Source organism: Geodermatophilus saharensis (assembly GCF_900188205.1).
GTDB classification, from domain to species: domain Bacteria; phylum Actinomycetota; class Actinomycetes; order Mycobacteriales; family Geodermatophilaceae; genus Geodermatophilus; species Geodermatophilus saharensis.
Genome location: NZ_FZOH01000006.1, coordinates 238,567 through 260,415 on the forward strand (window position 1 = coordinate 238,567; position 21,849 = coordinate 260,415).

Here is a 21,849-nt window from a genome sequence, read left to right on the forward strand (position 1 = left end):
CGGGCGGTGTCCGGGGGCCCTCTCACCCGTGCTCAGTGTCGGGGGGTCAGCGCTCGTCCTGGGAGACCCGCAGCCCCGACTCCGGGGAGAACACGTGCGCCTCTCCCGGGCGGATCGCCACGTGCACCACCTCACCCTTGGCCGGCGGCTTGCGCGCATCCACCCGCAGGGTCAACAGCTTGTCCTCACCTCCGGCCGCCCCGCCGGCGTCGGCGGCGTGCAGGTTGCCGTAGGCGTAGGCATCCGAGCCCAGCTCCTCGACCACCACCACCTCCACCGGGAACCCCTCCCCGGCGCCGACCAGCTCCACCGACTCCGGGCGGAACCCCAGCGTCGCCGTGCGCGCACCCTCACTGCCCAGCGCGGCCACCGCGGTACGCGGCAGCGGCACCGTCGACCCGCCCAGCCGCGCTCCCCCCTCGGCCAGCTCCACGGTCACCAGGTTCATCGCCGGCGAGCCGATGAACCCGGCCACGAACTCGTTGACCGGCTTGTCATAGAGGTTGCGCGGGGTGTCGACCTGCTGCAGCAGCCCGTCCTTGAGCACCGCCACCCGATCGCCCATCGTCATCGCCTCGACCTGGTCGTGGGTGACGTAGACGGTGGTGATGCCCAGCCGCCGCTGCAACGCCGCGATCTCCGTGCGGGTCTGCACCCGCAGCTTGGCGTCCAGGTTGCTCAACGGCTCGTCCATCAAGAACGCCTGCGGCTGGCGCACGATCGCCCGGCCCATCGCCACCCGCTGCCGCTGCCCACCCGACAGCGCCTTGGGCTTGCGGTCCAGATACGGAGTGAGGTCGAGCACCTTGGCCGCCTCCTCCACCCGGGAGCGGATCTGGTCCTTCTTCATCCCGGCGATCTTCAACGCGAAGCCCATGTTGTCCGCCACCGTCATGTGCGGATACAGGGCGTAGTTCTGGAACACCATCGCGATGTCGCGTTCCTTGGGCGGCAGGTGGGTGACGTCGCGGTCGCCGATCCGGATCGACCCCTCGGTCACCTCCTCCAACCCGGCCAGCATCCGCAGCGCGGTGGACTTCCCACTCCCCGACGGGCCGACCAGCACCAGGAACTCCCCGTCGGCGACGTCGAGGTCCAGCCCGCTGACCGACGGCGCGGAGGCCCCCGGATAGGTCAAGGTGGCGTGGTCGTAGGTGATGGCGGCCATGGGTGGTCCTTCCTGAGCCCGGACGTTCGGCGAACTGTGACACGAGCCGCTGCGCCACGCCACGGTCCGGTCCGCTTCGGTCTCGATCCGTGATCGTCACGGGACCGGGTCAGCGCGTGGTGTGATCCTCCCGCAGCAGCACCAGCGCCGCGACGGCGGCCAGCCCGGCGGCGACCGCGGCACCGGCGAAGACGGTGTGCAGCTGGGTGAGCACGGCGGCGTCGGCGGCGGCGTCGTACGCCGGGCAGTCCGCGGGCGAGGTGGGGCACAGCGTCAGCGGCGAGCCGATGGCCTCGACCTCCGCGGTGAAGCGGCGCAGCGCCACGGCGGTCAGCAGCGACAGCCCGACGAGCATGCCGACGGTGCGCGCGACGACGGCGAGCGCGCCGGCGCTGCCGTGCACCGCCGGGCCGGTCACCGCCAGGAGCACCGCGTTGACCGGCGCGATCGCCAGGCCGAACCCCAGACCCGCGGCGAGCAGCACGACGGTCGACGTCCACCGGTCCAGCGAGGTCTCACCCCAGCCGGTCATCGCCCACAGCGCCAGCGCGGCCAGCGCCGTGCCGGCGGCCGCGACCAGCCGCGGGGGGACCCGGCGGCACAGCCACCCGCCGGCCACCGCGCCCACGGGCACCGCGACCAGCAGCCGCAGCAGCACCAGTGCGGCGCCGAGCTGGTCGCCGGGCGTCGTCGTCGCCCGGGCGAACAGCGGCACGTCGACCAGCGCGGCCACCAGCGCCACCCCGACGAGCAGGTTGACCAGCAGCGCGCCCCAGGCGCCGGCCGGGCGCAGCTCGGACAGCGGCAGCACGGGGTCGGGCGTGCGCCGCTCGTGCAGCCAGAACGCGACGGCGGCCGCGGCGGCCACCGGCAGCAGCACCGCGCCGTGCGCGACCACCTCGGTGGCGGGGTCGGCCGCGGCGAACGCCCACACCAGCGCGCCGAGCGCGACGACGGCGAGCAGTGAGCCGGCGACGTCGACCTCGCGCAGCAGCCGCGGCACCCCGCGCAGCGGCAGCACCGCACCGGCCGGCGCGGTGAGGCTGCGGGCGACCAGCGCTCCGGCGGCGACGACGGCGAGCAGCACCAGCGGCGTCGTCGCGCTCGCGCCGTCGAGCAGCGGCACCCAGGCCAGGCCGAGGGTGACGTCCTCGGCCAGCGCCGGCGGCTCGGCGAGCTGCAGGCCCGCCGCGGCGCCGGCGACGGCGAGCAGCGCCAGCCCCAGCGGGTCCGGCCGCCGGCCGCCGGTGACGACCACCCCGGCGGCGAGGACGAGCCCGAGCAGCAGGTTGAGCCAGAACACCGCGCGCCAGTCGGCGACGGCGAGCACCGCGGCACCGGCCAGCGGGCCGAGCACGGCGCCGGCCTCCTGCACCGCGCCGACCACCCCGAGCGGCACCGCCCGGCGTTCGGGCGGCCAGCGGTCGGCCACCAGCGCGAGCGTCGCCGGCACCAGCCCGCCGGCGCCGACCCCCTGCAGGCCGCGCCCGGCGACGGCGGGGACGAGGCCGGTCGCCGTCGCGGTGAGCAGCGAGCCGAGGGCGAACAGCAGCAGGCAGCCGGCGAGCACCGGCACCCGCCCGCGCAGGTCGGCCAGGCGGCCCAGCAGCGGCAACGTGGCGGTGTAGCCGAGCAGGAAGCCCCCGATGATCGGCGTGGCCCGCTGCAGCTCGTCGATGCCGACGCCGACCCCGGTGAGGATGTCGGGCAGGGCCAGGACGACGACGTAGGTGTCGGCCGCGGTGACCAGCACCGCCAGGGTCGCCAGGACGACCAGCGGCAGCCCCGGGGCGGCGCGGGTCGGCGGGTCAGTCGACAGGCGGTGCGGTGATCTCGACATCGGCGCCGGGGTCGGAGAACTCGATGGTGAAGGTGGCGTCCTGGTCGGCGGCGTAGAACGGGCCGGTGAGCTCGGCGCGGCGCAGCTGGCCGCTGTCGGTGGCCACGGAGAAGCGGGCGTCCACCGGCTGGGCGGGGTCGGCGCTGGTGAGCACCTGCTCGACCAGGTCCCCGGGCAGCTCGGCGGTCACCTCGCGCACCACCTCGCCGTCGACCCGCCGCTCCTCCCCCAGCTCGGCGGACTCGGCCTGCGCCAGGAACTGTGAGATGCCGGTGTCGGGGTCGAGCAGCGCGCCGGGGTCGCCGAAGCCGAACTGCGCGGGGTCGACGACGCTGAAGCCGCTGGTGAACGGCAGCTGGGCGTACACGGTGCCGTCGACGGAGACGACGGCGAGGTCGAGCGAGGCCCCCGCCGCGAGGACCTGCAGGGTGCCCTCGAACGACGCCGGGCGCAGGACGTCGCCCTCCCCGCCGGTCAGTGCGGTGCCGGTGGTCGGCGCGCCCTCGCTGGTCAGCACGAAGTGCAGGGACTCGGTCCCGTCGAGCGTCGTCTTGGCGCGGGCGAGCAGGTCGGCGGCGGACTCCTCGGGCTCCCCGCCCCCGCCCCCGCAGCCGGCGAGCGCGACCACGAGCACGGCACCCAGTGCGGCAGCGCGGCGCAGCATCCGACCGTCCTCCCCGTCCGTGCCGGTCCGCCCGGCGCGGGCACGGTAGCGCGCCCGGCGGCTCAGGTCCGCGCGGCGGCGCGGGCGATCCGCCCGGCGAGCTTGGCCTGCGCCTTCACCGGGAACGCCGCGAGCGCCGGCTCGAGCTGGGGGATCCGGTAGGGCTGGGTGGTCAGCGCGCGGAAGGCCAGGCCGGTGGTGACGCCGTGGCCCGGCCGGTGGACGACGCTGACCTCGTCGCCGGCGCCGACGTCGCCGGTCTCCAGCACCCGCAGGTAGGCACCGGTGGCCCCCCGTGCGGTGAACCGCTTGATCAGGTCGGGCACGTCCCAGAACCGGGCGAAGGTGGCGCACGGCGTGCGCGGCGCGGTCACCTCGACCAGCGCCGTCCCGACCCGCCAGCGCTCGCCGATCTCGGCGTGGGTCAGGTCCAGCCCCACCGTCCGCAGGTTCTCCCCGAACCGGCCCGGCGGCAGGTCGCGGTCGAGCTCGGCGGCCCAGAACCCGGCGTCCTCCTCGGCGAAGGCGTAGACCGCCTGCCCCTCCCCGCCGTGGTGCTTGCGGTTGGCCTGGACGTCGCCGTCGAGCCCCAGCTCGCCGACGGCGACCCGGCCTGCGACCGGTCGCTTGTCGATGCCGCTGCGGTCGGGCCGGCGCCCGGGCAGCGGGAGGAGGTCGGGACCGGAGACGCAGACGGCCAGCAGCCGCGGGGTCACTTCTTCGCGGCGGAGGGCTCGCTGGTGGACAGCGCGGCGACGAACGCCTCCTGGGGGACCTCGACGCGGCCGACCATCTTCATCCGCTTCTTGCCCTCCTTCTGCTTCTCCAGCAGCTTCCGCTTGCGGGTGATGTCACCGCCGTAGCACTTGGCGAGGACGTCCTTGCGGATGGCGCGGACGGTCTCGCGGGCGATCACCCGGGAGCCGACGGCGGCCTGGATGGGCACCTCGAACTGCTGCCGCGGGATGAGCTCGCGCAGCTTGCCGGCCATCATCACGCCGTAGCTGTACGCCTTGTCCTTGTGCACGATCGCGCTGAACGCGTCGACCGGCTCGCCCTGCAGCAGGATGTCGACCTTGACCAGCGAGGACTCCTGCTCGCCGGCCTCGGCGTAGTCGAGGCTGGCGTACCCGCGGGTGCGCGACTTCAGGGCGTCGAAGAAGTCGAAGATGATCTCGCCGAGCGGCAGCGTGTAGCGCAGCTCGACGCGGGACTCGCTCAGGTAGTCCATGCCGCCGAGCTGGCCGCGCCGGCTCTGGCACAGCTCCATGATCGCGCCGGTGTACTCGCTCGGCGCGATGATCGTGGCGTTGACGATCGGCTCGTAGACCCGGTCGATCTTGCCCTCGGGCCAGTCGCTGGGGTTGGTGACGGTGTGCTCGGTGCCGTCCTCCATCACCACCCGGTAGACGACGTTGGGCGCGGTGGAGATGAGGCTGATGCCGGCCTCGCGCTCCAGGCGCTCGCGGACGATCTCCAGGTGCAGCAGGCCGAGGAAGCCGACGCGGAAGCCGAAGCCCAGCGCCGCGGAGGTCTCCGGCTCGTAGGTCAGCGCCGCGTCGTTGAGCAGCAGCTTGTCCAGGGCCTCGCGCAGCAGCGGGTACTCGCTGCCGTCGATCGGGTAGAGGCCGGAGTAGACCATCGGCTTGGGGTCGCTGTACCCGCCGATGGGCTCGGCGGCCGGGCGGTGCTGCAGCGTGACGGTGTCACCGACGCGGGACTGGCGGACGTCCTTCACGCCGGTGATGAAGTAGCCGACCTCGCCGACGCCGAGGCCGTCGACCGGCTTGGGCTCGGGTGAGATGACGCCGATCTCGAGCAGCTCGTGGGTGGCGCCGGTCGACATCATCTTGATCCGCTCGCGGCTGGCGATCCGCCCGTCGACGACGCGGACGTAGGTGATGACGCCGCGGTAGATGTCGTAGACGCTGTCGAAGATCATCGCCCGGGCGGGGGCGTCGGCGTCGCCCTCCGGCGCGGGGATCTGGGCGACGATGGCGTCGAGCAGCTCGGGCACGCCCTCGCCGGTCTTGCCGCTGACCCGCAGCACGTCCTCGGGGTCGCAGCCGATGATGTGCGCGATCTCGGCGGCGTAGCGCTCCGGCTGCGCGGCCGGCAGGTCGATCTTGTTGAGGACCGGGATGATCGTGAGGTCGTTCTCCAGGGCCAGGTAGAGGTTGGCCAAGGTCTGCGCCTCGATGCCCTGCGCGGCGTCGACCAGCAGGACCGCGCCCTCGCAGGCGGCCAGCGACCGGGACACCTCGTAGGTGAAGTCGACGTGGCCCGGGGTGTCGATCATGTCGAGGACGTACTCGCTGTCCCCGACCCTCCACGGCAGGCGCACGTTCTGCGCCTTGATGGTGATGCCGCGCTCGCGCTCGATGTCCATGCGGTCGAGGTACTGGGCGCGCATCTGCCGTGCCTCGATGATCCCGGTGACCTCGAGCATCCGGTCGGCCAGCGTCGACTTGCCGTGGTCGATGTGGGCGATGATGCAGAAGTTCCGGATCCGGGCGGGATCGGTGGCAGCGGGAGTCGTCACAGTGCTGCCATGGTCCCACGACCGGCCGGGGTCGCGGAGCACCGTGCCCGGAGGGCCTCGACCGGCCGGGGTGGGACCCGGACGCCGACGCTGGTAACCTGGCAGGCCGGTCCGCTGACGCCTGCCGTCCGGACGCACCGACAGACCCTTTCCCTCCTGCGAGACACCGAGGCTCACGCGTGGCGAACATCAAGTCCCAGATCAAGCGGAACAAGACGAACGAGAAGGCGCGGCAGCGCAACGTCGCCGTCAAGTCCGCCCTGAAGACGGCCGTCCGCCGCTTCCGCGAGGCCGCTGCCGCCGGCGACACCGAGGCCGCGACCACCGCGCTGCAGCGGGCCGGCAAGGCGCTCGACAAGGCCGCCAGCAAGGGGATCATCCACAAGAACCAGGCGGCCAACCGCAAGTCGGGCATGGCCAAGCAGCTGACCAGCCTCTGAGCTGCGCTCCCGGCGAGCCCCGTCCCCCGTGGGGGACGGGGCTCGTCCGCGTCTGCGGGTCCTGACCGGTCGCGGTCAGTACCGGCTGCGCGCGCGGGAGTCGCGGCCGGTGGTGGCGCGGATGTCGACGATGCGGCGGATCGCGCGCTCGAGCGCGTAGTCGGCGCTGGCGGCCACGCCCTTGACGTCGGCGTTGAGCTCGGCGGCCACGCCGATCGCCTGCTGCAGCCCGTCGATGCTCCAGCCCCGCGCCTGGGTCTGCGCCTTCTTGACCTTCCACGGCGGCAGCTTCAGCGCCCGGGCCAGCTCGCCGGTGTTGGAGGTGTTGAGCGAGGTGACCCTGGCCGCGGTGCGGATGCCGTCGGCGATCGCGTCGGCGACGAGCACGTGCGCGACCCCGCGCTCGAGCGCCCACCGCAGCATCTCGATCGACCCCTGCCGGTCACCCACGAGCACCCGCTCGGCGACGGTGAAGCCGCTGACCTCGGCCTGCCCGCGGTGGAACCGCGCGACGGCGTCGGCGTCGACCGTGCCGCCGACGTCGGCCACCAGCTGGGTGGCCGCCGACGACAGCGCCCGCAGGTCGCCGCCGACGGCGTCGACCAGCGCGCCGACCGCGTCGGGGGTGATGCGGCCACCGGCCGCGCGGACCTCGTTGCGGACGAACGCCGCCCGGTCGCCGGCCGAGGAGATCTTCGGGCACTCGTCGACGGCCGCCCCGGCGGCGGTGAGGGTCTTCAGCAGCGCCTCGTTGCGCTTGCCACCGTGGTGGACGACCACCAGCGTGAGGTCGGGGTCGGGGTCGGCGCAGTAGGCGGTCAGCGCGTCGACCAGGGCGCCGGCCGCCTCCTGCACGCCCGCGACGACGACGAGGCGGTGCTCGCCGAACAGCGAGGGGGCCAGGACGTCGGCCAGCTGGCCGACCGGCAGGCCGAGGGCGGTCAGCTCGTGCAGCTCGGCCTGCGGGTGCCGCTCCAGGACGGCGGCCCGCACGGCGGCGACGGCACGGGAGCGCAGCAGCTCCTCCTCGCCGACGACGGCCCGCAGGCGGGAGGTCGGGGCGGGGGGTGCTGCGGCCACACGGGCATGGTGTCACGCCCCGCCGACGCCCCGGCGCTACCGGCCGGGACGTCGGGTCAGGCCGTCAGCCGGCGTCCTCGCGCACCACGGCGGCGCCCCGGGCGGGCACGAGCACCTCGCCGTCGACCGCCCGGCCGGTGAGCAGCTCGGTACCGCGGGCCGGCACGCGCTGCTCCTGCCCGGTGTGGTCGAGGCAGAACAGGTAGGAGCGCGCGCCGTCGTCGGAGACCCGGCGGACCACCTCCACGCCGGGCGGCACGGCGGCGACCGGCGCGACGCCGGCCTCCTCGAGCACCCGGCGCAGCAGCGCGTCCCAGGAGGCGTCGTCGAGCTGGGTGGCGACGTACCAGGCCACACCCCCGCCGGGCAGCGGGCGGCGGGTGACCCCCGGCTGGCCCGGCACCGGCCCGCTGAGCGCGCGGGCCACGACCTCGACGTCGTCGTCGACCGTGCCCTCCTCGGACCAGACCGTTCCCCGCCAGCCGTGCTCGAGCTCGAGCTCCTCACCGGGCAGCAGCGGCAGGACCTCGGTCATCCGCACGCCGAGCAGGTCGCGGAAGGCGCCCGGGTAGCCGCCGAGCCGGACGTGCTCGTGCTCGTCGACGATGCCCGAGGAGCACGTGACGACGACGGAGGCGCCCGCGGCGCCCGCGGCGGCGATCGCCTCGGCGGTGGCGTCGGTGCACAGGTGCAGGGTCGGGACGACGACCACGCGGTGTGCGGCCAGCCGCCCGGCGAGGTCGTCGCCGGCGACGGGGACGACGTCGCTGGTGACGCCCGCCGCGCGCAGTACGCGGTGCACCGCGCGGCCGGCGTCGAGGTAGTGCAGCAGCTCGGTGGGCCGGGAGGGGGCGTCGTTGGACCACCAGGCCTGGTGGTCGAAGACCTGCGCCACATCGGCCTGCACCCGGGTGCCGCGGACCTCGTCGAGGCTGCGCAGGGCGCGGCCGAGCTCCGTCATCTCCCGCCAGGTGCGCGAGTCGGTGCCGGCGTGCGGCACCAGGCCCGAGTGGTGCTTCTCCGCGCCGGCCCGGCTGGCCCGCCACTGGAAGAAGCAGATGCCCTCGGCGCCGCGGGCGACGTGCACGAGGCTGTCGCGGACCGCCTCCCCCGGCCGCTTGGCGACGTTGACCGGCTGCCAGTTGACCGCGGAGGTCGAGTGCTCCATGAGCAGCCAGCGCCCGCCGCCGGCCAGCCCGCGGGTGAGGTCGGCGCAGAAGGACATCTCCGCGTGGGGGTCGGGCAGCCGGTGGTCGAGGTAGTGGTCGTTGGACACCACGTCCTGGGTGGGGGCCCAGGTGCCGTAGTCCATGGCCCACTGGTGGCTGGTCACCATGAAGTTGGTGGTGACCGGCACGTCCGGGGTGACCCGTCGCAGCACCTCGGCCTCGGCGCGGTACTGGTCGAGCAGCTCGTCGGAGGAGAAGCGCAGGTAGTCCAGCCGCTGCGTGGGGTTGCCGGTGGCCGTCGTCCGCCGCGGCACGCCCACCTCGGCCCAGTCGCCGTAGCGCTGGCTCCAGAAGGCGGTACCCCAGGCCTCGTTGAGCGCGGCGAGCCCGTCGGCGCCGCTGCCGTAGCGGCGCTGCAGCCAGCCGCGGAAGGCCTCGGCCGACACGTCGCAGTAGCAGTGCGCGTTGTGGCAGCCGAGCTCGTTGTTGACGTGCCACATGGCCAGCGCCGGGTGCTGGGCGTAGTGGCGGGCCAGGTGCTCCACCAGGGCCAGCGAGCGCTCCCGGAAGACCGGTGAGGACGGGCACCACGTCTGCCGCCCGCCGATGGCGAAGCGGGTGCCGTCCTCGGCGACGGGCAGCACCTCGGGGTGCAGCCGCGCCAGCCACGGCGGCGCCGACGCGGTGGCGGTGGCGAGGTCGACCCGGATCCCGCCGTCGTGCAGCAGGTCGAGGACCTCGTCGAGCCAGCCGGTGTCGAACCGGCCGGGCTCGGGCTCGAGCAGGGCCCAGCTGAACACCCCGACGGTGACCAGGTCGACGCCGGCCTCCCGCATGAGGGCGACGTCCTCGGCCCAGACCTCGCGCGGCCACTGCTCGGGGTTGTAGTCCCCGCCGAAGGAGATGGAGTCGGTGGGCCAGCGGCTCACCTGTCCGACCCCGCGGCCAGGCCGGCCCGCCAGTACCGCTGCAGCACGAGGAACGTGATGATGAGGGGGATCACCGACACCAGTGAACCGGTGACGGTGAGGATCTGCAGCTGCGGGTCGCGCGACACCTGGGACTGCCAGGAGAACAGTCCGAAGGTGATCGGCCACAGCGAGCTGTTGCGCAACATGATCAGCGGGAGCAGGAAGTTGTTCCAGATCACGACGAACTGGAACAGGAAGATCGTCACCAGCGCCGGGCTCATCAGCCGGGCGGCGATGGTGGAGAAGATCCGCCACTCGCTGGCACCGTCGAGCCGGGCGGCGTCGATCAGCTCGTCGGGCACCGAGGCGGCGGCGAAGATGCGCGACAGGTACACGCCGAACGGGCTGACGATGCTGGGGAGGAACACCGCCCAGAAGGTGTTGGTGAGGTCCACCCGCGCGAAGAGCAGGAACAGCGGCAGCGCCAGCGCGGTCGCCGGCACCAGGACCCCGCCGAGGACGATCGAGAACAGCAGTTCGCGGCCGCGGAACTCGTACTTGGCCAGGGCGTAGCCGGCCATCGCGGCCAGCAGGGTGCCGACCGCCGCGCCGAGCCCCGCGTAGAGCAGGCTGTTGAGCGCCCAGCGCAGGAAGACACCGCCGTCCCGGGAGAACAGCTCCGACAGGTTCTGCCCGAGGTTCCAGTCGGCGAACCAGAAGCCGTTGCTGTTGATCAGGTCCGGCTGGGACTTGGTCGAGTTGACGACCAGCCAGTAGACCGGCAGCAGGAAGTACACGGCCGCGCCGATCAGGACGATCATCGCCACCGCGACCGAGAGCGGGGACTCCTGGGTCGCCCCCCGGCGCGCCAGCCGCGACCGCGACGGGGTGCCGCTCTGCTCGCCCTGGACGGGTGCCACGGTGCTCACAGTCCCGACCGCCTCGAGGTCGCCCGCAGGAACGCGAAGGAGAGGATGAAGGTCGCCACGGCCAGCACGACCGACATGGCGGCGGCCAGCGGGTAGTTGTTGGCACTCGCCGTGGTGTAGGCGAGCAGGTTGGGGGTGTAGCTCGACGTCACGTTGGTCGAGATGGCCCGGAAGACGATCGGCTCGGTGAACAGCTGCAGCGTGCCGATGATCGAGAAGACCCCGGTGAGGACCAGTGCGGGCAGCACGAGCGGGATCTTGATGGACCACGCGGTGCGCAGGCCGCCCGCGCCGTCGACCTTGGCCGCCTCGTAGACCGACTGCGGGATCGCCTGCATCGCCGCGAAGATGATCAGCATGTTGTAGCCGGTGTAGGTCCAGGTCACCACGTTGGCGATCGACCACAGGATGGTGCCCGAGCCGAGGAACTCGACGTCGAGCCCGCCGTCCTGGAGCAGGCCCACGATGGGGCTCAGCTGCGGGCTGTAGAGGAACGCCCACATCAGCGCGGCGATGACGCCGGGGATGCCGTAGGGCAGGAAGTAGACGATCCGGAAGGTGCGCTTCAGGCGCGCGACCGCCGAGTCGAGCAGCAGGGCCAGCAGCAGGGCGAAGCCGAGCATCACCGGCACCTGCACGACGCCGAAGAGCAGGACCCGCCCGACGCCGTTGAGGAAGGCCGGGTCGGTGACCACCCGGGAGTACTGCTCGAGCCCCGCGAACGTGGTGGTGGTCTCGCCGAAGATCCCGCCGGTGCGCTCGGTCTTGGTGAGGCTCTGGCCGATCGCGTACCCGATGGGCAGCAGGTAGAAGAGGACGAACGGGACCAGGAACGGGAGGGTGAACCAGATCCAGGCCCGGGAGCGGACCGCCGTCCTCCCCTGCCGCCGCGGCGCGGCGGCAGGGGAGGACGGCGTGGTCGGCGGAGCGACGGCGGTCATGACAGGTGCGAGGTCAGTCCGCGACCTGGACGCCCTGGCTCTCCAGCGACTCCACCGACGCGGCCTGGGCGTCGGTCAGCGCCTCGGAGAGCGTGCCCTGACCGTTGAGGGCGGCGGTGAAGCCGTCGCTCATGGCCGTGTAGGTGTCGGTCATGGTCGGACCCCAGGTGAAGTCGGTGTCGACCTGGCTCGACGCCTCGGTGAAGATCGAGAAGATCTCCTGGCCGCCGTAGAACTCGACGCCCTCCTGCAGGGCGGGCAGCTCCGAGCCGGCGTTGGCCGCCGGGAAGAGGCCACCGAGCTCGTTGGCCATGGCCAGCGCCTCGGGGTCGGTGTTGAGCCACAGCGCGAACTGGGCCGCCTCGGCCGGGTGCTCGGTGCCGGAGAGGACGGCGGTGGTCGACCCGCCCCAGTTGCCGGCGGCCTCGTCACCCTCGGACCACTGCGGCATGGGAGCGACCCGCCACAGCCCCGCGGTGCTGGCCGCGTTGTCCCGGATGGTCGAGTAGCCCCAGGCCGCGGACGGCCAGCTGGCGACCTGGCCGGAGTTCCACGCGGCGTAGAGGTCGGGCGAGAAGCCCTGCAGGTTGGTGGCGACGAGGTCCTCGTCGATCATCCGCTGCCAGTAGTCGGCGACCTCCTGCGCCTCCGGGCTGTCGACGTTGACCTGCACCTGGTCGCCGTCGAGCTCGAAGAGACTGGCCCCGCGCTGCCACAGCAGGCCGGTGAACCAGTTCGCGTCGCCCTGCGGGAAGTGGGTGATGTAGGCGCCGGTGGCCTGCTTGAGCTGCTTGGCGGCCTCGTAGTACTGCTCCCAGGTGGTCGGCGGCTCGGTGATGCCGGCCTGCTGGAAGAGGTCCTCGCGGTAGAACAGCGCCATGGGACCGGTGTCCTGCGGGATCGCGTAGACGCCGTCGTCGCCGAGCTGCACCTGCGACCAGGTCCAGTCGACGAAGTCGCCCGAGGCCTCCGAGACGCCCTCGCAGGCGCTTATGTCCTGCAGCCCGTCCTGCAGCCGGAAGCTCGACAACGAGTCGTACTCGATCTGGCTGAGGTCGGGTGCGGTGCCGGCCTCGAGCCCGTTGAACAGGTTGCTGTAGGTACCGGCGTTGCCGGCCGGGGTGGTCTCCACCTCGACCTGGATGTCGGGGTTCTCCTGGTTCCACATGTCCACGACCTGGTCCATGCCCGGCACCCAGGTCACGAAGTTCAGCGTGACCTCGCCGTCGGACGCAGCGCAGTCGGTGGAGCCGCCCCCGCCTCCACCTGCCGCCGTCTCCTCGTCCCCGCCTCCGCCGCACGCAGCCAGGGCGAGCATGGGCAGGGTCATCGCGGCCACCATCAGGCGGCGCTGGTGCTTCACAGAAAACTCCTCGTCATTGGGGGGTCCGGCAGAGGGTGACTGTTTCGCTGTAGTGACGTCAAGGAGACGGGCCGCGTCCGGCCACACCCCAGCCGCCGTCGTCACCGACGACGGCGAGGTCGCCCTGTTGGTCCGTGCGGTGCACCCGCATTCCGGACCGAGAGAGTACGGAGAGCAGGCTCGGCGCCGGGTGTCCGTAGGGGTTGTCCGCGCCGACCGAGACCAGCGCCACCCGGGCGCCGGTGGCCGCCAGGAACGCCGGATCGGCGTCGCCGCTGCCGTGGTGGGGGACCTTGAGGACGTCGGCGCGCAGGTCGACCCCGCGGTCGAGGACCCGCGCCTCGGCGGCCGCGCCCAGGTCCCCGGTGAGCAGGACCCGCAGGCCCCGGTGGGTGAGCCGGACCACGAGGGACAGGTCGTTGGGCTCGGCGGCCGCGGTCGCGATCTCCGGTGGTGGGGCGAGGACCTCGAGCGTCGCCCCGCCGACGGTCCGCACGTCGCCCGGGACGAGCGTCTCGCGCCGGGCGCCGGACCGGGCGGCCAGCCGGTCGAGGGCGGGCCGGCGGTCGTCGGCCGGGGACAGCGTGCCGGTGGCCACCGTCCCGACCGCCCGCCCGGCCAGCGCCCCGGCCAGCCCGCCGGCGTGGTCGGCGTCGAGGTGGGAGAGCAGCACCAGCGGGAGCGTGTCGATGCCCAGCCCGTCCAGGCAGCGGTCGACCGGCCCGACCTCGGGTCCGGCGTCGACCAGGAGGCCCTCCCCCGGGCCGGTGGGCACCACGAGCGCGTCGCCCTGGCCCACGTCGCACGCCACGATCACGGCGCCGGCGGGTGGCCAGCCGCCGGTCACCTGGCGCAGTGGCCAGCCGAGGACCACCAGGCCGAGGAGGACGGCGAGGGCCAGGGCGCGCAGCCGCCGGTACCGGCACAGCACCAGCCCGGCGACCAGCACGACGGCGGTGAGCAGCAGGGCCCCGCGGGTGCCGGCCGGCCAGCCGGTCGCCCCGTCGGGCAGGGCGGCCGCCGTCCGCGCGACGGCCACCAGCCACCGCACCGGCCAGCCGGCGACCCACACGAGGACGTCACCGGCGGGCGGCACCACCGCCCCGACGAGGGCGGCGAGCAGGCCGAGCACCGTCGCGGGCGCCACGGCCGGGGCGGCGAGCAGGTTGGCCGGCAGGGACACGGGACTGACCAGGCCGGACAACCCCGCGACCAGCGGCGCGGTGGCCACACCGGCGGCCGCGGCGACGGCCACCGCGTCGGCGAGGACGCCGGGCCACCGGCGGCGCTGCAGCGCCCGGGACCAGCCGGGCGACAGCAGGACCATGGCCGCCGTCGCGGTGACCGACAGGGCGAAGCCGGCGTCCCGCGCCAGGCGGGGGTCGAGCAGCAGCAGGACCGTCACCGCGGCGGCGAGCGCGGGCACCGCCACGCGGGAGCGGCCGGAGGCGAGCGCCAGCAGGCCCACCCCGCCCATCGCCGCCGCCCGGACGACGCTGGCCGTCGGCCGCGCCAGCACCACGAACCCGGCGAGCGCGACGAGGGCGACCAGCGCCTGCACCCGGCGGTCGACCGCCCGGCGCCGCAGCGGCGCGAGCACCCCGGCCAGCACGATCGCCACGTTGGCGCCCGACACGGCGGTGAGGTGGGACAGCCCGGCCAGCCGGAAGTCCTCGGTGAGGACCGGGTCCATCTCCCGGGTGTCCCCGACCACCAGGCCGGGCAGCAGGCCGGCATCCGGGGCGTCGAGGACGCGGGCCGCCGAGCCGGACAGCCCGTCGCGCAGCCCACCGGCCAGGCGCTGCACCCAGGGCGCCTCGCCGACCGGCTCCGGAGGTCCCCGGGCCGACAGCCGGGCGACGACGCCGTCGGAGGCCGGGGCCGCGGTGACGGCGACCCGCGCCCGGAGCCGCTGTCCGGGGACCACGTCGGCCCAGCCGTCCTCGGGCGCGAAGACCACGACGGCGGCGCTCAGGTGGACCGTGCGGCGGTCGTCGTCGACGGCGGTGACCGTGGCGTCGAGGACCAGGCGCGGCGCCGCCGCACTCCCCACCCGCCGGGGGTCGCCATCGACCTCCAGCAGGACGGTCACCGAGCGCTCCCCCGCGGCGCCGGCCAGCGGCGAGGCGGCCCGCGCGGCGCCGCGCACGGCCGCGACCCCGGCCGCGGTGGCCACCGCGGCGAGCACCGCGAGGACGACGAGCGCCCCGGCGCGGTGCCGTCGGCGGGACACGATCAGCCCGGCGAGCACGGCTGCGGCCGCGACGGCGGCCGGTACGACCGGCGGCACGGCGACCGCGGCGAGGGTGACCAGCCAGACGGCGGCGGCGACGGGAACCAGGCGGAGGTCCAGCCAGGTCCAGCGGTCCGGCCGGGTGCCGGTCACACGCGCACCAGGTCGGCCAGCTCGGCGTAGATCGCCGGGCCGATGCCCGGGACGTCGTCGAGCTGCTCGACGCTGGTGAAGCGGCCGTGGTCCTCGCGGTGGGCGATGATCCGCTCGGCCAGCACGGGGCCGATGCCGGGCAGGGCGTCGAGGTCGGCGGCGGTGGCGGCGTTGAGGTCCAGCGGCCCGGCCGGTGCTCCGCCCTGCGCGGGAGCGGTGGCGGGGTCTGCCGGTACGGCGCCGGGCACGCCGACGGCGATCTGCTGGCCGTCGGCCACGACCGCGGCCAGGTTGACCGACGCGGGGTCGGCCTCGGGCAGCAGTCCGCCGGCCGCGGCGACCGCGTCGGCCACGCGCGCCCCCTCGGGCAGGGTGACGAGGCCGGGCCGGGCGACCAGGCCGACCACGGAGACGACGACGGTCGGCTGCGCCCCGGCGGCCTCCTCCGCCGACGGCGAGGCCGGCGCGGCCGCGGAGGTCACGGCCGGCGGTGCCGGTTCCACGCGCGGCCGGTCGAGCCAGGTCCACCCCGCCACCGCCAGGCCGGCCAGCAGGCCGGCCACCCACAGCGCCCGGCTGCCCCGCCGCCCGGGGTCGACGCGCACCGTCCGCGCCGGTGCGCGGTGGCGGCCCAGCGCGCCGGGGAGCGCGTCGTCGAGGTCCGGCTGGTCGTCGACGGGGTGGGGTCCGGCGTCGAGGGGATCGCGAGGGGACTCGTCGTCGGGGAGCCAGCCGGACCGCCGGCCCTCGGCCAGCAGCACCCGCAGACGGGCACGGATGACGTCGGGGTCGTCACGGCGTGAGGTCAGGCGCACGCGGCGGACGGTAGGCAGGCGGCGGCCTGCCGCGGACCGCCGCGCGGGGGCCTGTGGACGGCCTCCCCGCCTGTGGACGGGCCGGGCGGGAGGGGCGGCGGCCGGGTGCACGCTGCACCGGTGACCGCCTCCCTGCGTTCAGTCCTCCGGGCGCTCCGCGTCCGGAGCGGTCTCCTCTGGCGTGTCCGCCGGCTGTTCCGCGGGCGCCACGACGACGCCCACCGCGCCCGGGCCGACGTGCGCGCCGATGACCGCACCCAGCTCGCTGACGTGCAGCTCCCGCATGCCGGGGATCGCCTCGCGGAGTTGGGCGGCCAGCTTCTCGGCGCGGTCGGCGGCGGCCAGGTGGTGCACCGCGACGGAGGCGCCCGGGCCGCCGGCCGCCTCGGCGGCCCGCTGCACCATGCGGCTGATCGCGCGGGTGGTGGTGCGGACCCGCTCCAGCGGGACGACCCGGCCATCGGCCACGTGCAGCACCGGCTTGATCGACAGCGCCGTGCCGAGCAGGGAGGCGGCCGAGCCGATCCGGCCACCGCGGCGCAGGTGCTCGAGGGTGTCGACGACGAACAGCGTGCGGGTCCGCGCCGCGGCGGTGTTGGCGACCGCAGCGACCTCGGCGGCGTCGGCTCCGGCTGCGGCGGCACGCGCGGCGGCGAGGACGGCGAAGCCGGTGCCCATGGCCGTCGAGCGGGTGTCGACGACCGTCACCACGTGCTCGCCGACCTGCGCGGCGGCCAGGCGGGCGGCGTCCCAGGTGCCGGAGAGGTCGGCCGAGAGGTGGACCGAGACGACCCGGTCGGCGCCGGCCGCCAGGCGCCGGCGGTAGGCGGCGACGAAGTCCCCCGGCGTGGGCCGGGAGGTCGACACCCGCTGCCCGCGGACGGCCAGCGCGCGGGCCACGTCCCCGGGGGTCACGTCCTCGCCCTCGCGCCCGGAGCGTCCGGCGAGGACGACGTAGCAGGGCACCACCTCGATGCCGTACTGCGCGACCACCTCGGGCGGCAGGTAGGCCGTGGAGTCGGTGACCACGGCGACGGGCATCAGCCGAGGCTAGCCGCAGCCCGCGGCGGGTCCCCCGGGGTGCCGCCGGCTGCCGCGCCCGGGTGCCGGAAACGCACGTCGGTCACGACAGCGCGTCGGCGTCCTGGGCCGGGGGTGCGCCCTCCGGCGTGGCGCCGGCGTCGAGCACGGCGCCTCGGGCGTGCCCGTCCGCCGCCGGGACGACGGTGACGGCGCAGTTGTGCCGGACGAGCCGCCACCGCTCCCCCTGCCGGACGAGCTCGCTCCAGCCGCAGTTGGCCAGCGGGCCGAACACCCGCCGGTGCTGCGGCCCGAGTCCGAGCAGCGCCTCCATCAGCCGCCCGGCGGTCCCCCCGTGGGTGACCACCACGGCGACGTCGGCCGCCGGGAGGTCGGCGAGGGCGGCCAGGGCCCGGGCGACGACGGCCGCGTTCTCCTCGCCGCCACGACCGCGCACCGGCCGGCCGGCGGCCCAGTCGGCGAACTGGTCGGGGAACCGGTCGGCCACCTCGTCCCGGGTCAGCCCCTCCCAGCGGCCCAGCCCGTGCTCGCGCAGGCGCTCGTCGAGCCGCAGCGGGACGCCGAGCAGCGCGGTCAGCGCGGCGGCGGTGTCGGCGGCGCGGACGAGGTCGCTGGAGACGACGACGGTCGAGCCGGGGTGCAGCCCGCCGGCGACCAGGTGCGGCGCCGTGCGGACCGCCTGGGCCCGGCCCTCGGCGTCCAGCGGCGGGTCCAGCTGCCCCTGGAAGCGGCCGGTGGCGTTCCACTCCGTCCGGCCGTGCCGCCACACGACCAGGCGCGGAACGGGCAGGTCGGGCAGGTCGGCTGGGAGGGCGGCCGTCACCGGCCGGTCGCGTCCGGGTTCCCGGGCTCAGCCGCGGCCCCGCCGACCAGCGGGTCGCCCTCGAGCACGTCGTCGTCGAGCAGGTCCTCGTCGGTGGTCGTACCGCCTGCGCCGGATGCCGGCTCGTCCGGGTCGGGGGCCAGCAGCACGGAGCCGGCGCCGGCCGGGTCGACGTCGTCCGCCGACAGGGTCGCGGCCGAGGCGCCGTCGCCGGACGGGAGGGCCCGGTCGACGAACGGGATGGTCGGGCAGTCCTTCCACAGCCGCTCGAGGGCGTAGTAGGCGCGCTCCTCGGCGTGCTGGACGTGCACGACGACGTCGACGAAGTCGAGCAGCACCCAGCGGGCCTCCGCGACGCCCTCGCGCCGCACCGGCTTGATCCCGCGCCCCCGCAGCCGCTCCTCCACCTCGTCGACGATCGACTGCACCTGGCGCTCGTTGGGCGCGGAGGCCAGCACGAAGGCGTCGGTGATCGCCAGCCGGTCGCTGACGTCGACGATCGACACGTCGGTGGCGAGCTTGTCGGCTGCGGCCTGGGCCGCGAGCAGCGCGGTCTCCCGCGCCTCGGCCGAGGCGGTCATCGGGGCACCTCCTGGAGGGCGGTCGACGGGGGGTCGGACGGGCCGGCGGCCGGCCGGTCGGAGCGCGGGGCACCCGGACGGCGGGGCACCGGCCCCGAGCGGTAGAGGCCGCGCTTCTCGATGTACTGGACGACCCCGTCGGGCACGAGGTACCAGACCGGCATGCCGCGGGCCACGCGGTCGCGGCAGTCGGTGGAGCTGATCGCCAGCGCCGGGACCTCGACGAGGCTGACGGCCCCCTCGGGCAGGTGCCCGTCGGCCAGGGTGAACCCGGGACGGGTGACCCCGACGAAGTGCGCCAGCCGCAGGAACCGCTCGCTGTCGCGCCAGGTGAGGATCTGCGCGAGCGCGTCGGCGCCGGTGATGAAGAACAGCTCGGCATCCGGGCGCTGCCGGTGCAGGTCGGTGAGCGTGTCGATCGTGTAGGTCGGGCCCTCGCGGTCGACGTCGACGCGGCTGACGGTGAACCGCGGGTTGGAGGCGGTGGCGATGACGGTCATCAGGTAGCGGTCCTCGGCGGGACTGACCGCGCGCTCGGTCTTCTGCCAGGGCTGGCCGGTGGGGACGAACACGACCTCGTCGAGCCCGAACAGGCCGGCCACCTCGCTGGCGGCCACCAGGTGGCCGTGGTGGATGGGATCGAACGTCCCGCCCATCACGCCGATCCGGGTCCCGGTCACCGACCGAGCCTAACCGGCCCCCGTCCGGGCCGGTGACGCGACGGAACGGCTCCCTCGCAGGGACCCGCCGCGAGCCTGCGAGTGGTGGGGGGCGAGGGGTCCTCGATCAGAGGGTGGTGCCGAGCTCAGAGGGTGGTCACGAAGTCGGCGAGCTGGGTGGCGTTGCGGCACTCGACCATGTCGACGACCTCGCCGTACCGGTCGGCCGCCGAGTCACCGCTGCCCCACAGCCGGCGCGGCTCGGGGTTGAGCCAGTGCGCCGAGCGGGCGCGGCGGACCAGGTCGGTCAGCACCGGCAGGCCCGGCTGGCGGTAGTTGGTCCGCCCGTCGCCGAGCACGAGCAGCGACGTCTTCGGCCCGACGGCGGTCGGCCAGCGGTCGGCGAACACCTCCAGGGCGTTGCCGTAGTCGCTGTGCCCGTCGAAGGCGACGACGTCGGCCTCCCGCCCGATGCGCGCGATGGCGCCGGCGACGTCGGCACCTGGGCGGAAGAAGCGGGTCACCTCGTCGGTGGCGTCGACGAAGGCGAACGCGCGCACGCCGGAGAAGTGCTCGCGCAGCGCCTGGGTGAGCATCAGCGTGAAGTGGCTGAACCCGGCCACCGAGCCGCTGACGTCGCAGAGCACGACCAGCTCGGGCTTGTGCACCTTCCGCGGCCGGTGGTGGGTCACCACCGGCACCCCGCCGGTGCCGAGCGACGCGCGCACCGTCCGGCGGAAGTCCAGCCGGCCCTCGCGGCCCATCCGCCGCCGCGCCGACAGCCGCACCGCCAGCCGCCGGGCCAGCGGCGCCACCGCCCGCCGCAGCTCGGCGAGGTCGGCCTGCTGCGCCCGCAGGAAGTCGACCTGCTCGGCGAGCGGCCGCACGGCGCTCTTCGCCACCCGCTCCCGGCCCCGCTCCGCCGCGCTGCGCCGGCGCACCTCCGCGTCGACCGCGGCCCGGAAGGCGGCCAGCCGCTCGCGCACGGTCTGCCGGGCGACCTGCTCGGCCAGCCCGCCGCGGCCGCTGTCCCCCAGCAGGCCGGCCAGCAGCTGCGCGACCAGCGTGTCCGGCGAGAGCGCCCGCATCACCCGGTAGCCGAAGTACGACTGCCCCGACGGCGAGGCCGGCGCCCGCCCGAGCTGGTCGACCGCCCGGCGGGCGAAGCGGCGCAGCGCCTCGTCGTCGCCCTCGAGCAGCAGGCGGGCCAGCTCGGCGCGCATCCGGTCGGAGAGGTCCCGCTGGTCGCCGTGCCCCTCGGGCAGGTCCAGGCTGACGCCGTCGTCCTCCTCGGGGTCGGCCTCGGGGTCCCCGCCGGACGTGACCGGGCGGTCCGACAGCGGCCACCACAGGTCGAACAGCACGTCGTAGGCGGGGCGCTGCGAGGCGCGCTGCAGCAGCACCGCCGCCAGCCCGTGCCGCAGCTGCTCGCGCTCGAGCAGGTCGACGACGGTGAGGATCTCGGCGGCGTCGACGGCCTGGCTGATCCCGACCGGGATGCCGGCCTCGCGCACCGCGCGCACGAAGCCGTCGAGGTGCCCGGCCAGCCCGCCGGGGGCGACCGGTCCGGCGGCCGGCCCCGCGGGCGACGGTGCGGACATCAGTTGAGCCGCAGCTCGGCGGCGGCGCGGTCCTGGTCGCTGGCGTGCTTGAGCACCACGCCCAGCGTCGAGCGGACCGCGGTCTCGTCGAGGGTGTCGAGGCCCAGCTCCAGCAGCGTCTGCGCCCAGTCGAGGGTCTCGGAGATCGACGGCGACTTCTTCAGCTCCATCGCCCGCAGGGCCCGGATGGTGCGCACCAGCTGCTCGGCCAGGCCCGGCGCCAGGTCGGGCACCCGCGAGAGCACGATCTCCCGCTCCCGCTCGGCCGAGGGGTAGTCCAGCGACAGGTACAGGCAGCGCCGCTTGAGCGCCTCGGACAGCTCGCGGGTGGCGTTGGAGGTCAGCACCACCGTGGGCCGCCGGGTGGCGGTCACCGTGCCGAGCTCGGGGATGGTGACCTGGAAGTCGCTGAGCACCTCCAGCAGCAGGCCCTCGACCTCGACGTCGGCCTTGTCGGTCTCGTCGATGAGCAACACGGTGGGCTCGCTGCGCCGGATGGCGGTCAGCAGCGGCCGGGAGAGCAGGAACTCCTCGCCGAAGATGTCGTCGTGGACGGTGTCCCAGTCCGCGCCGTCGCCGCCCTGCGCCGCCTGGATGCGCAGCAGCTGCTTCTTGTAGTTCCACTCGTAGAGCGCCCGCGCCTCGTCGAGACCCTCGTAGCACTGCAGCCGGATCAGCTCCGACCCCGTCGCCGCGGCCAGCGCCTTGGCCAGCTCGGTCTTGCCGGTGCCCGCGGGCCCCTCGACCAGCAGCGGCTTGCCCAGCCGGTCGGCGAGGAAGACCGTCGTCGCGATCCGCTCGTCGGGCAGGTACCCGGCCGTCGACAGCCGCTTGCCCACGTCGGCGACGGAGGAGAACTGCGGCGACTGCGTCGGGGGGCGGGGCATGGGGCTCCT

The 21,849-nt window shown here is 74.9% G+C and carries 19 protein-coding genes; 1 reads left to right on the forward strand and 18 read right to left on the reverse strand.

Annotation, left to right across the window (positions count from 1 at the left end; genetic code table 11):
* Positions 1-46 precede the first annotated feature (46 nt).
* From CHC04_RS16140 to lepA, 5 genes are all read right to left on the reverse strand, one after another.
* Positions 47-1,168: an ABC transporter ATP-binding protein gene (locus tag CHC04_RS16140; protein ID WP_089402914.1), complete on the reverse strand. Its 1,122-nt coding sequence runs from the start codon at positions 1,166-1,168 to the stop codon at positions 47-49.
* Between the two features lie 109 nt (positions 1,169-1,277).
* A complete protein-coding gene (locus CHC04_RS16145) occupies positions 1,278-3,008 on the reverse strand; it encodes an MFS transporter (protein WP_089404951.1) in 1,731 nt (576 codons plus the stop codon).
* A complete protein-coding gene (locus CHC04_RS16150; RefSeq protein ID WP_089404952.1) occupies positions 2,977-3,672 on the reverse strand; it encodes an LppX_LprAFG lipoprotein in 696 nt (231 codons plus the stop codon). The genes CHC04_RS16145 and CHC04_RS16150 overlap by 32 nt, the downstream gene beginning before the upstream one ends.
* 62 nt (positions 3,673-3,734) lie before the next feature.
* Positions 3,735-4,388, reverse strand: coding sequence for an MOSC domain-containing protein (locus tag CHC04_RS16155; protein ID WP_089404953.1), 654 nt, complete (start codon positions 4,386-4,388; stop codon positions 3,735-3,737).
* A complete protein-coding gene (gene lepA, locus CHC04_RS16160; protein ID WP_089404954.1) occupies positions 4,385-6,214 on the reverse strand; it encodes a translation elongation factor 4 in 1,830 nt (609 codons plus the stop codon). The genes CHC04_RS16155 and lepA overlap by 4 nt, the downstream gene beginning before the upstream one ends.
* 179 nt (positions 6,215-6,393) lie before the next feature.
* On the opposite strand from lepA, the gene rpsT reads away from it, so the two are divergent.
* Complete coding sequence (gene rpsT, locus CHC04_RS16165) at positions 6,394-6,654, forward strand: 30S ribosomal protein S20 (protein ID WP_089404955.1); 261 nt, start codon at positions 6,394-6,396, stop codon at positions 6,652-6,654.
* A gap of 75 nt (positions 6,655-6,729) precedes the next feature.
* Here rpsT and holA read toward each other — a convergent pair whose 3' ends face one another.
* The 13 genes from holA to CHC04_RS16230 all read right to left on the reverse strand — a co-directional run bounded on the left by holA (position 6,730) and on the right by CHC04_RS16230 (position 21,840).
* Positions 6,730-7,734 carry a DNA polymerase III subunit delta gene (holA, locus tag CHC04_RS16170; RefSeq protein WP_089404956.1) on the reverse strand — a complete coding sequence of 335 codons (1,005 nt, stop codon included), beginning with the start codon at positions 7,732-7,734 and terminating at the stop codon, positions 6,730-6,732.
* Positions 7,735-7,798: 64 nt separating this feature from the next.
* Positions 7,799-9,832, reverse strand: a complete 2,034-nt coding sequence (locus CHC04_RS16175) for a beta-galactosidase (RefSeq protein ID WP_089404957.1) — start codon at positions 9,830-9,832, stop codon at positions 7,799-7,801.
* On the reverse strand, positions 9,829-10,734 hold the full coding sequence (locus CHC04_RS16180) for a carbohydrate ABC transporter permease (protein WP_217897402.1): 906 nt from the start codon (positions 10,732-10,734) through the stop codon (positions 9,829-9,831). The genes CHC04_RS16175 and CHC04_RS16180 overlap by 4 nt, the downstream gene beginning before the upstream one ends.
* Before the next feature lie 5 nt (positions 10,735-10,739).
* A complete protein-coding gene (locus CHC04_RS16185; protein WP_089404958.1) occupies positions 10,740-11,684 on the reverse strand; it encodes a carbohydrate ABC transporter permease in 945 nt (314 codons plus the stop codon).
* Between the two features lie 13 nt (positions 11,685-11,697).
* Positions 11,698-13,047 (reverse strand): ABC transporter substrate-binding protein, encoded by a 1,350-nt coding sequence (locus CHC04_RS16190; protein WP_217897403.1) that lies wholly within the window; start codon positions 13,045-13,047, stop codon positions 11,698-11,700.
* Positions 13,048-13,105: 58 nt separating this feature from the next.
* Positions 13,106-15,433 (reverse strand): ComEC/Rec2 family competence protein, encoded by a 2,328-nt coding sequence (locus tag CHC04_RS16195; protein WP_089404959.1) that lies wholly within the window; start codon positions 15,431-15,433, stop codon positions 13,106-13,108.
* Positions 15,430-16,248, reverse strand: a complete 819-nt coding sequence (locus CHC04_RS16200) for a ComEA family DNA-binding protein (protein WP_089404960.1) — start codon at positions 16,246-16,248, stop codon at positions 15,430-15,432. Before CHC04_RS16200 ends, CHC04_RS16195 begins: the two co-directional genes overlap by 4 nt.
* 138 nt (positions 16,249-16,386) lie before the next feature.
* Positions 16,387-17,289, reverse strand: a complete 903-nt coding sequence (locus CHC04_RS16205) for a DegV family protein (protein WP_089404961.1) — start codon at positions 17,287-17,289, stop codon at positions 16,387-16,389.
* Between the two features lie 82 nt (positions 17,290-17,371).
* Positions 17,372-18,112 carry a histidine phosphatase family protein gene (locus CHC04_RS16210; RefSeq protein ID WP_089404962.1) on the reverse strand — a complete coding sequence of 247 codons (741 nt, stop codon included), beginning with the start codon at positions 18,110-18,112 and terminating at the stop codon, positions 17,372-17,374.
* A complete protein-coding gene (rsfS, locus tag CHC04_RS25030) occupies positions 18,109-18,693 on the reverse strand; it encodes a ribosome silencing factor (RefSeq protein WP_176450039.1) in 585 nt (194 codons plus the stop codon). The genes CHC04_RS16210 and rsfS overlap by 4 nt, the downstream gene beginning before the upstream one ends.
* Complete coding sequence (gene nadD, locus CHC04_RS16220; protein ID WP_245817313.1) at positions 18,690-19,373, reverse strand: nicotinate-nucleotide adenylyltransferase; 684 nt, start codon at positions 19,371-19,373, stop codon at positions 18,690-18,692. Before nadD ends, rsfS begins: the two co-directional genes overlap by 4 nt.
* Positions 19,374-19,498: 125 nt before the next feature.
* The gene (locus CHC04_RS16225; RefSeq protein WP_089404963.1) at positions 19,499-20,953 is read right to left on the reverse strand and encodes a vWA domain-containing protein; all 1,455 of its coding nucleotides are present in this window, start codon (positions 20,951-20,953) and stop codon (positions 19,499-19,501) included.
* Entirely contained in the window at positions 20,953-21,840 is an 888-nt protein-coding gene (locus tag CHC04_RS16230; RefSeq protein ID WP_089404964.1) for an AAA family ATPase, read from the reverse strand. Before CHC04_RS16230 ends, CHC04_RS16225 begins: the two co-directional genes overlap by 1 nt.
* Positions 21,841-21,849 lie beyond the last annotated feature (9 nt).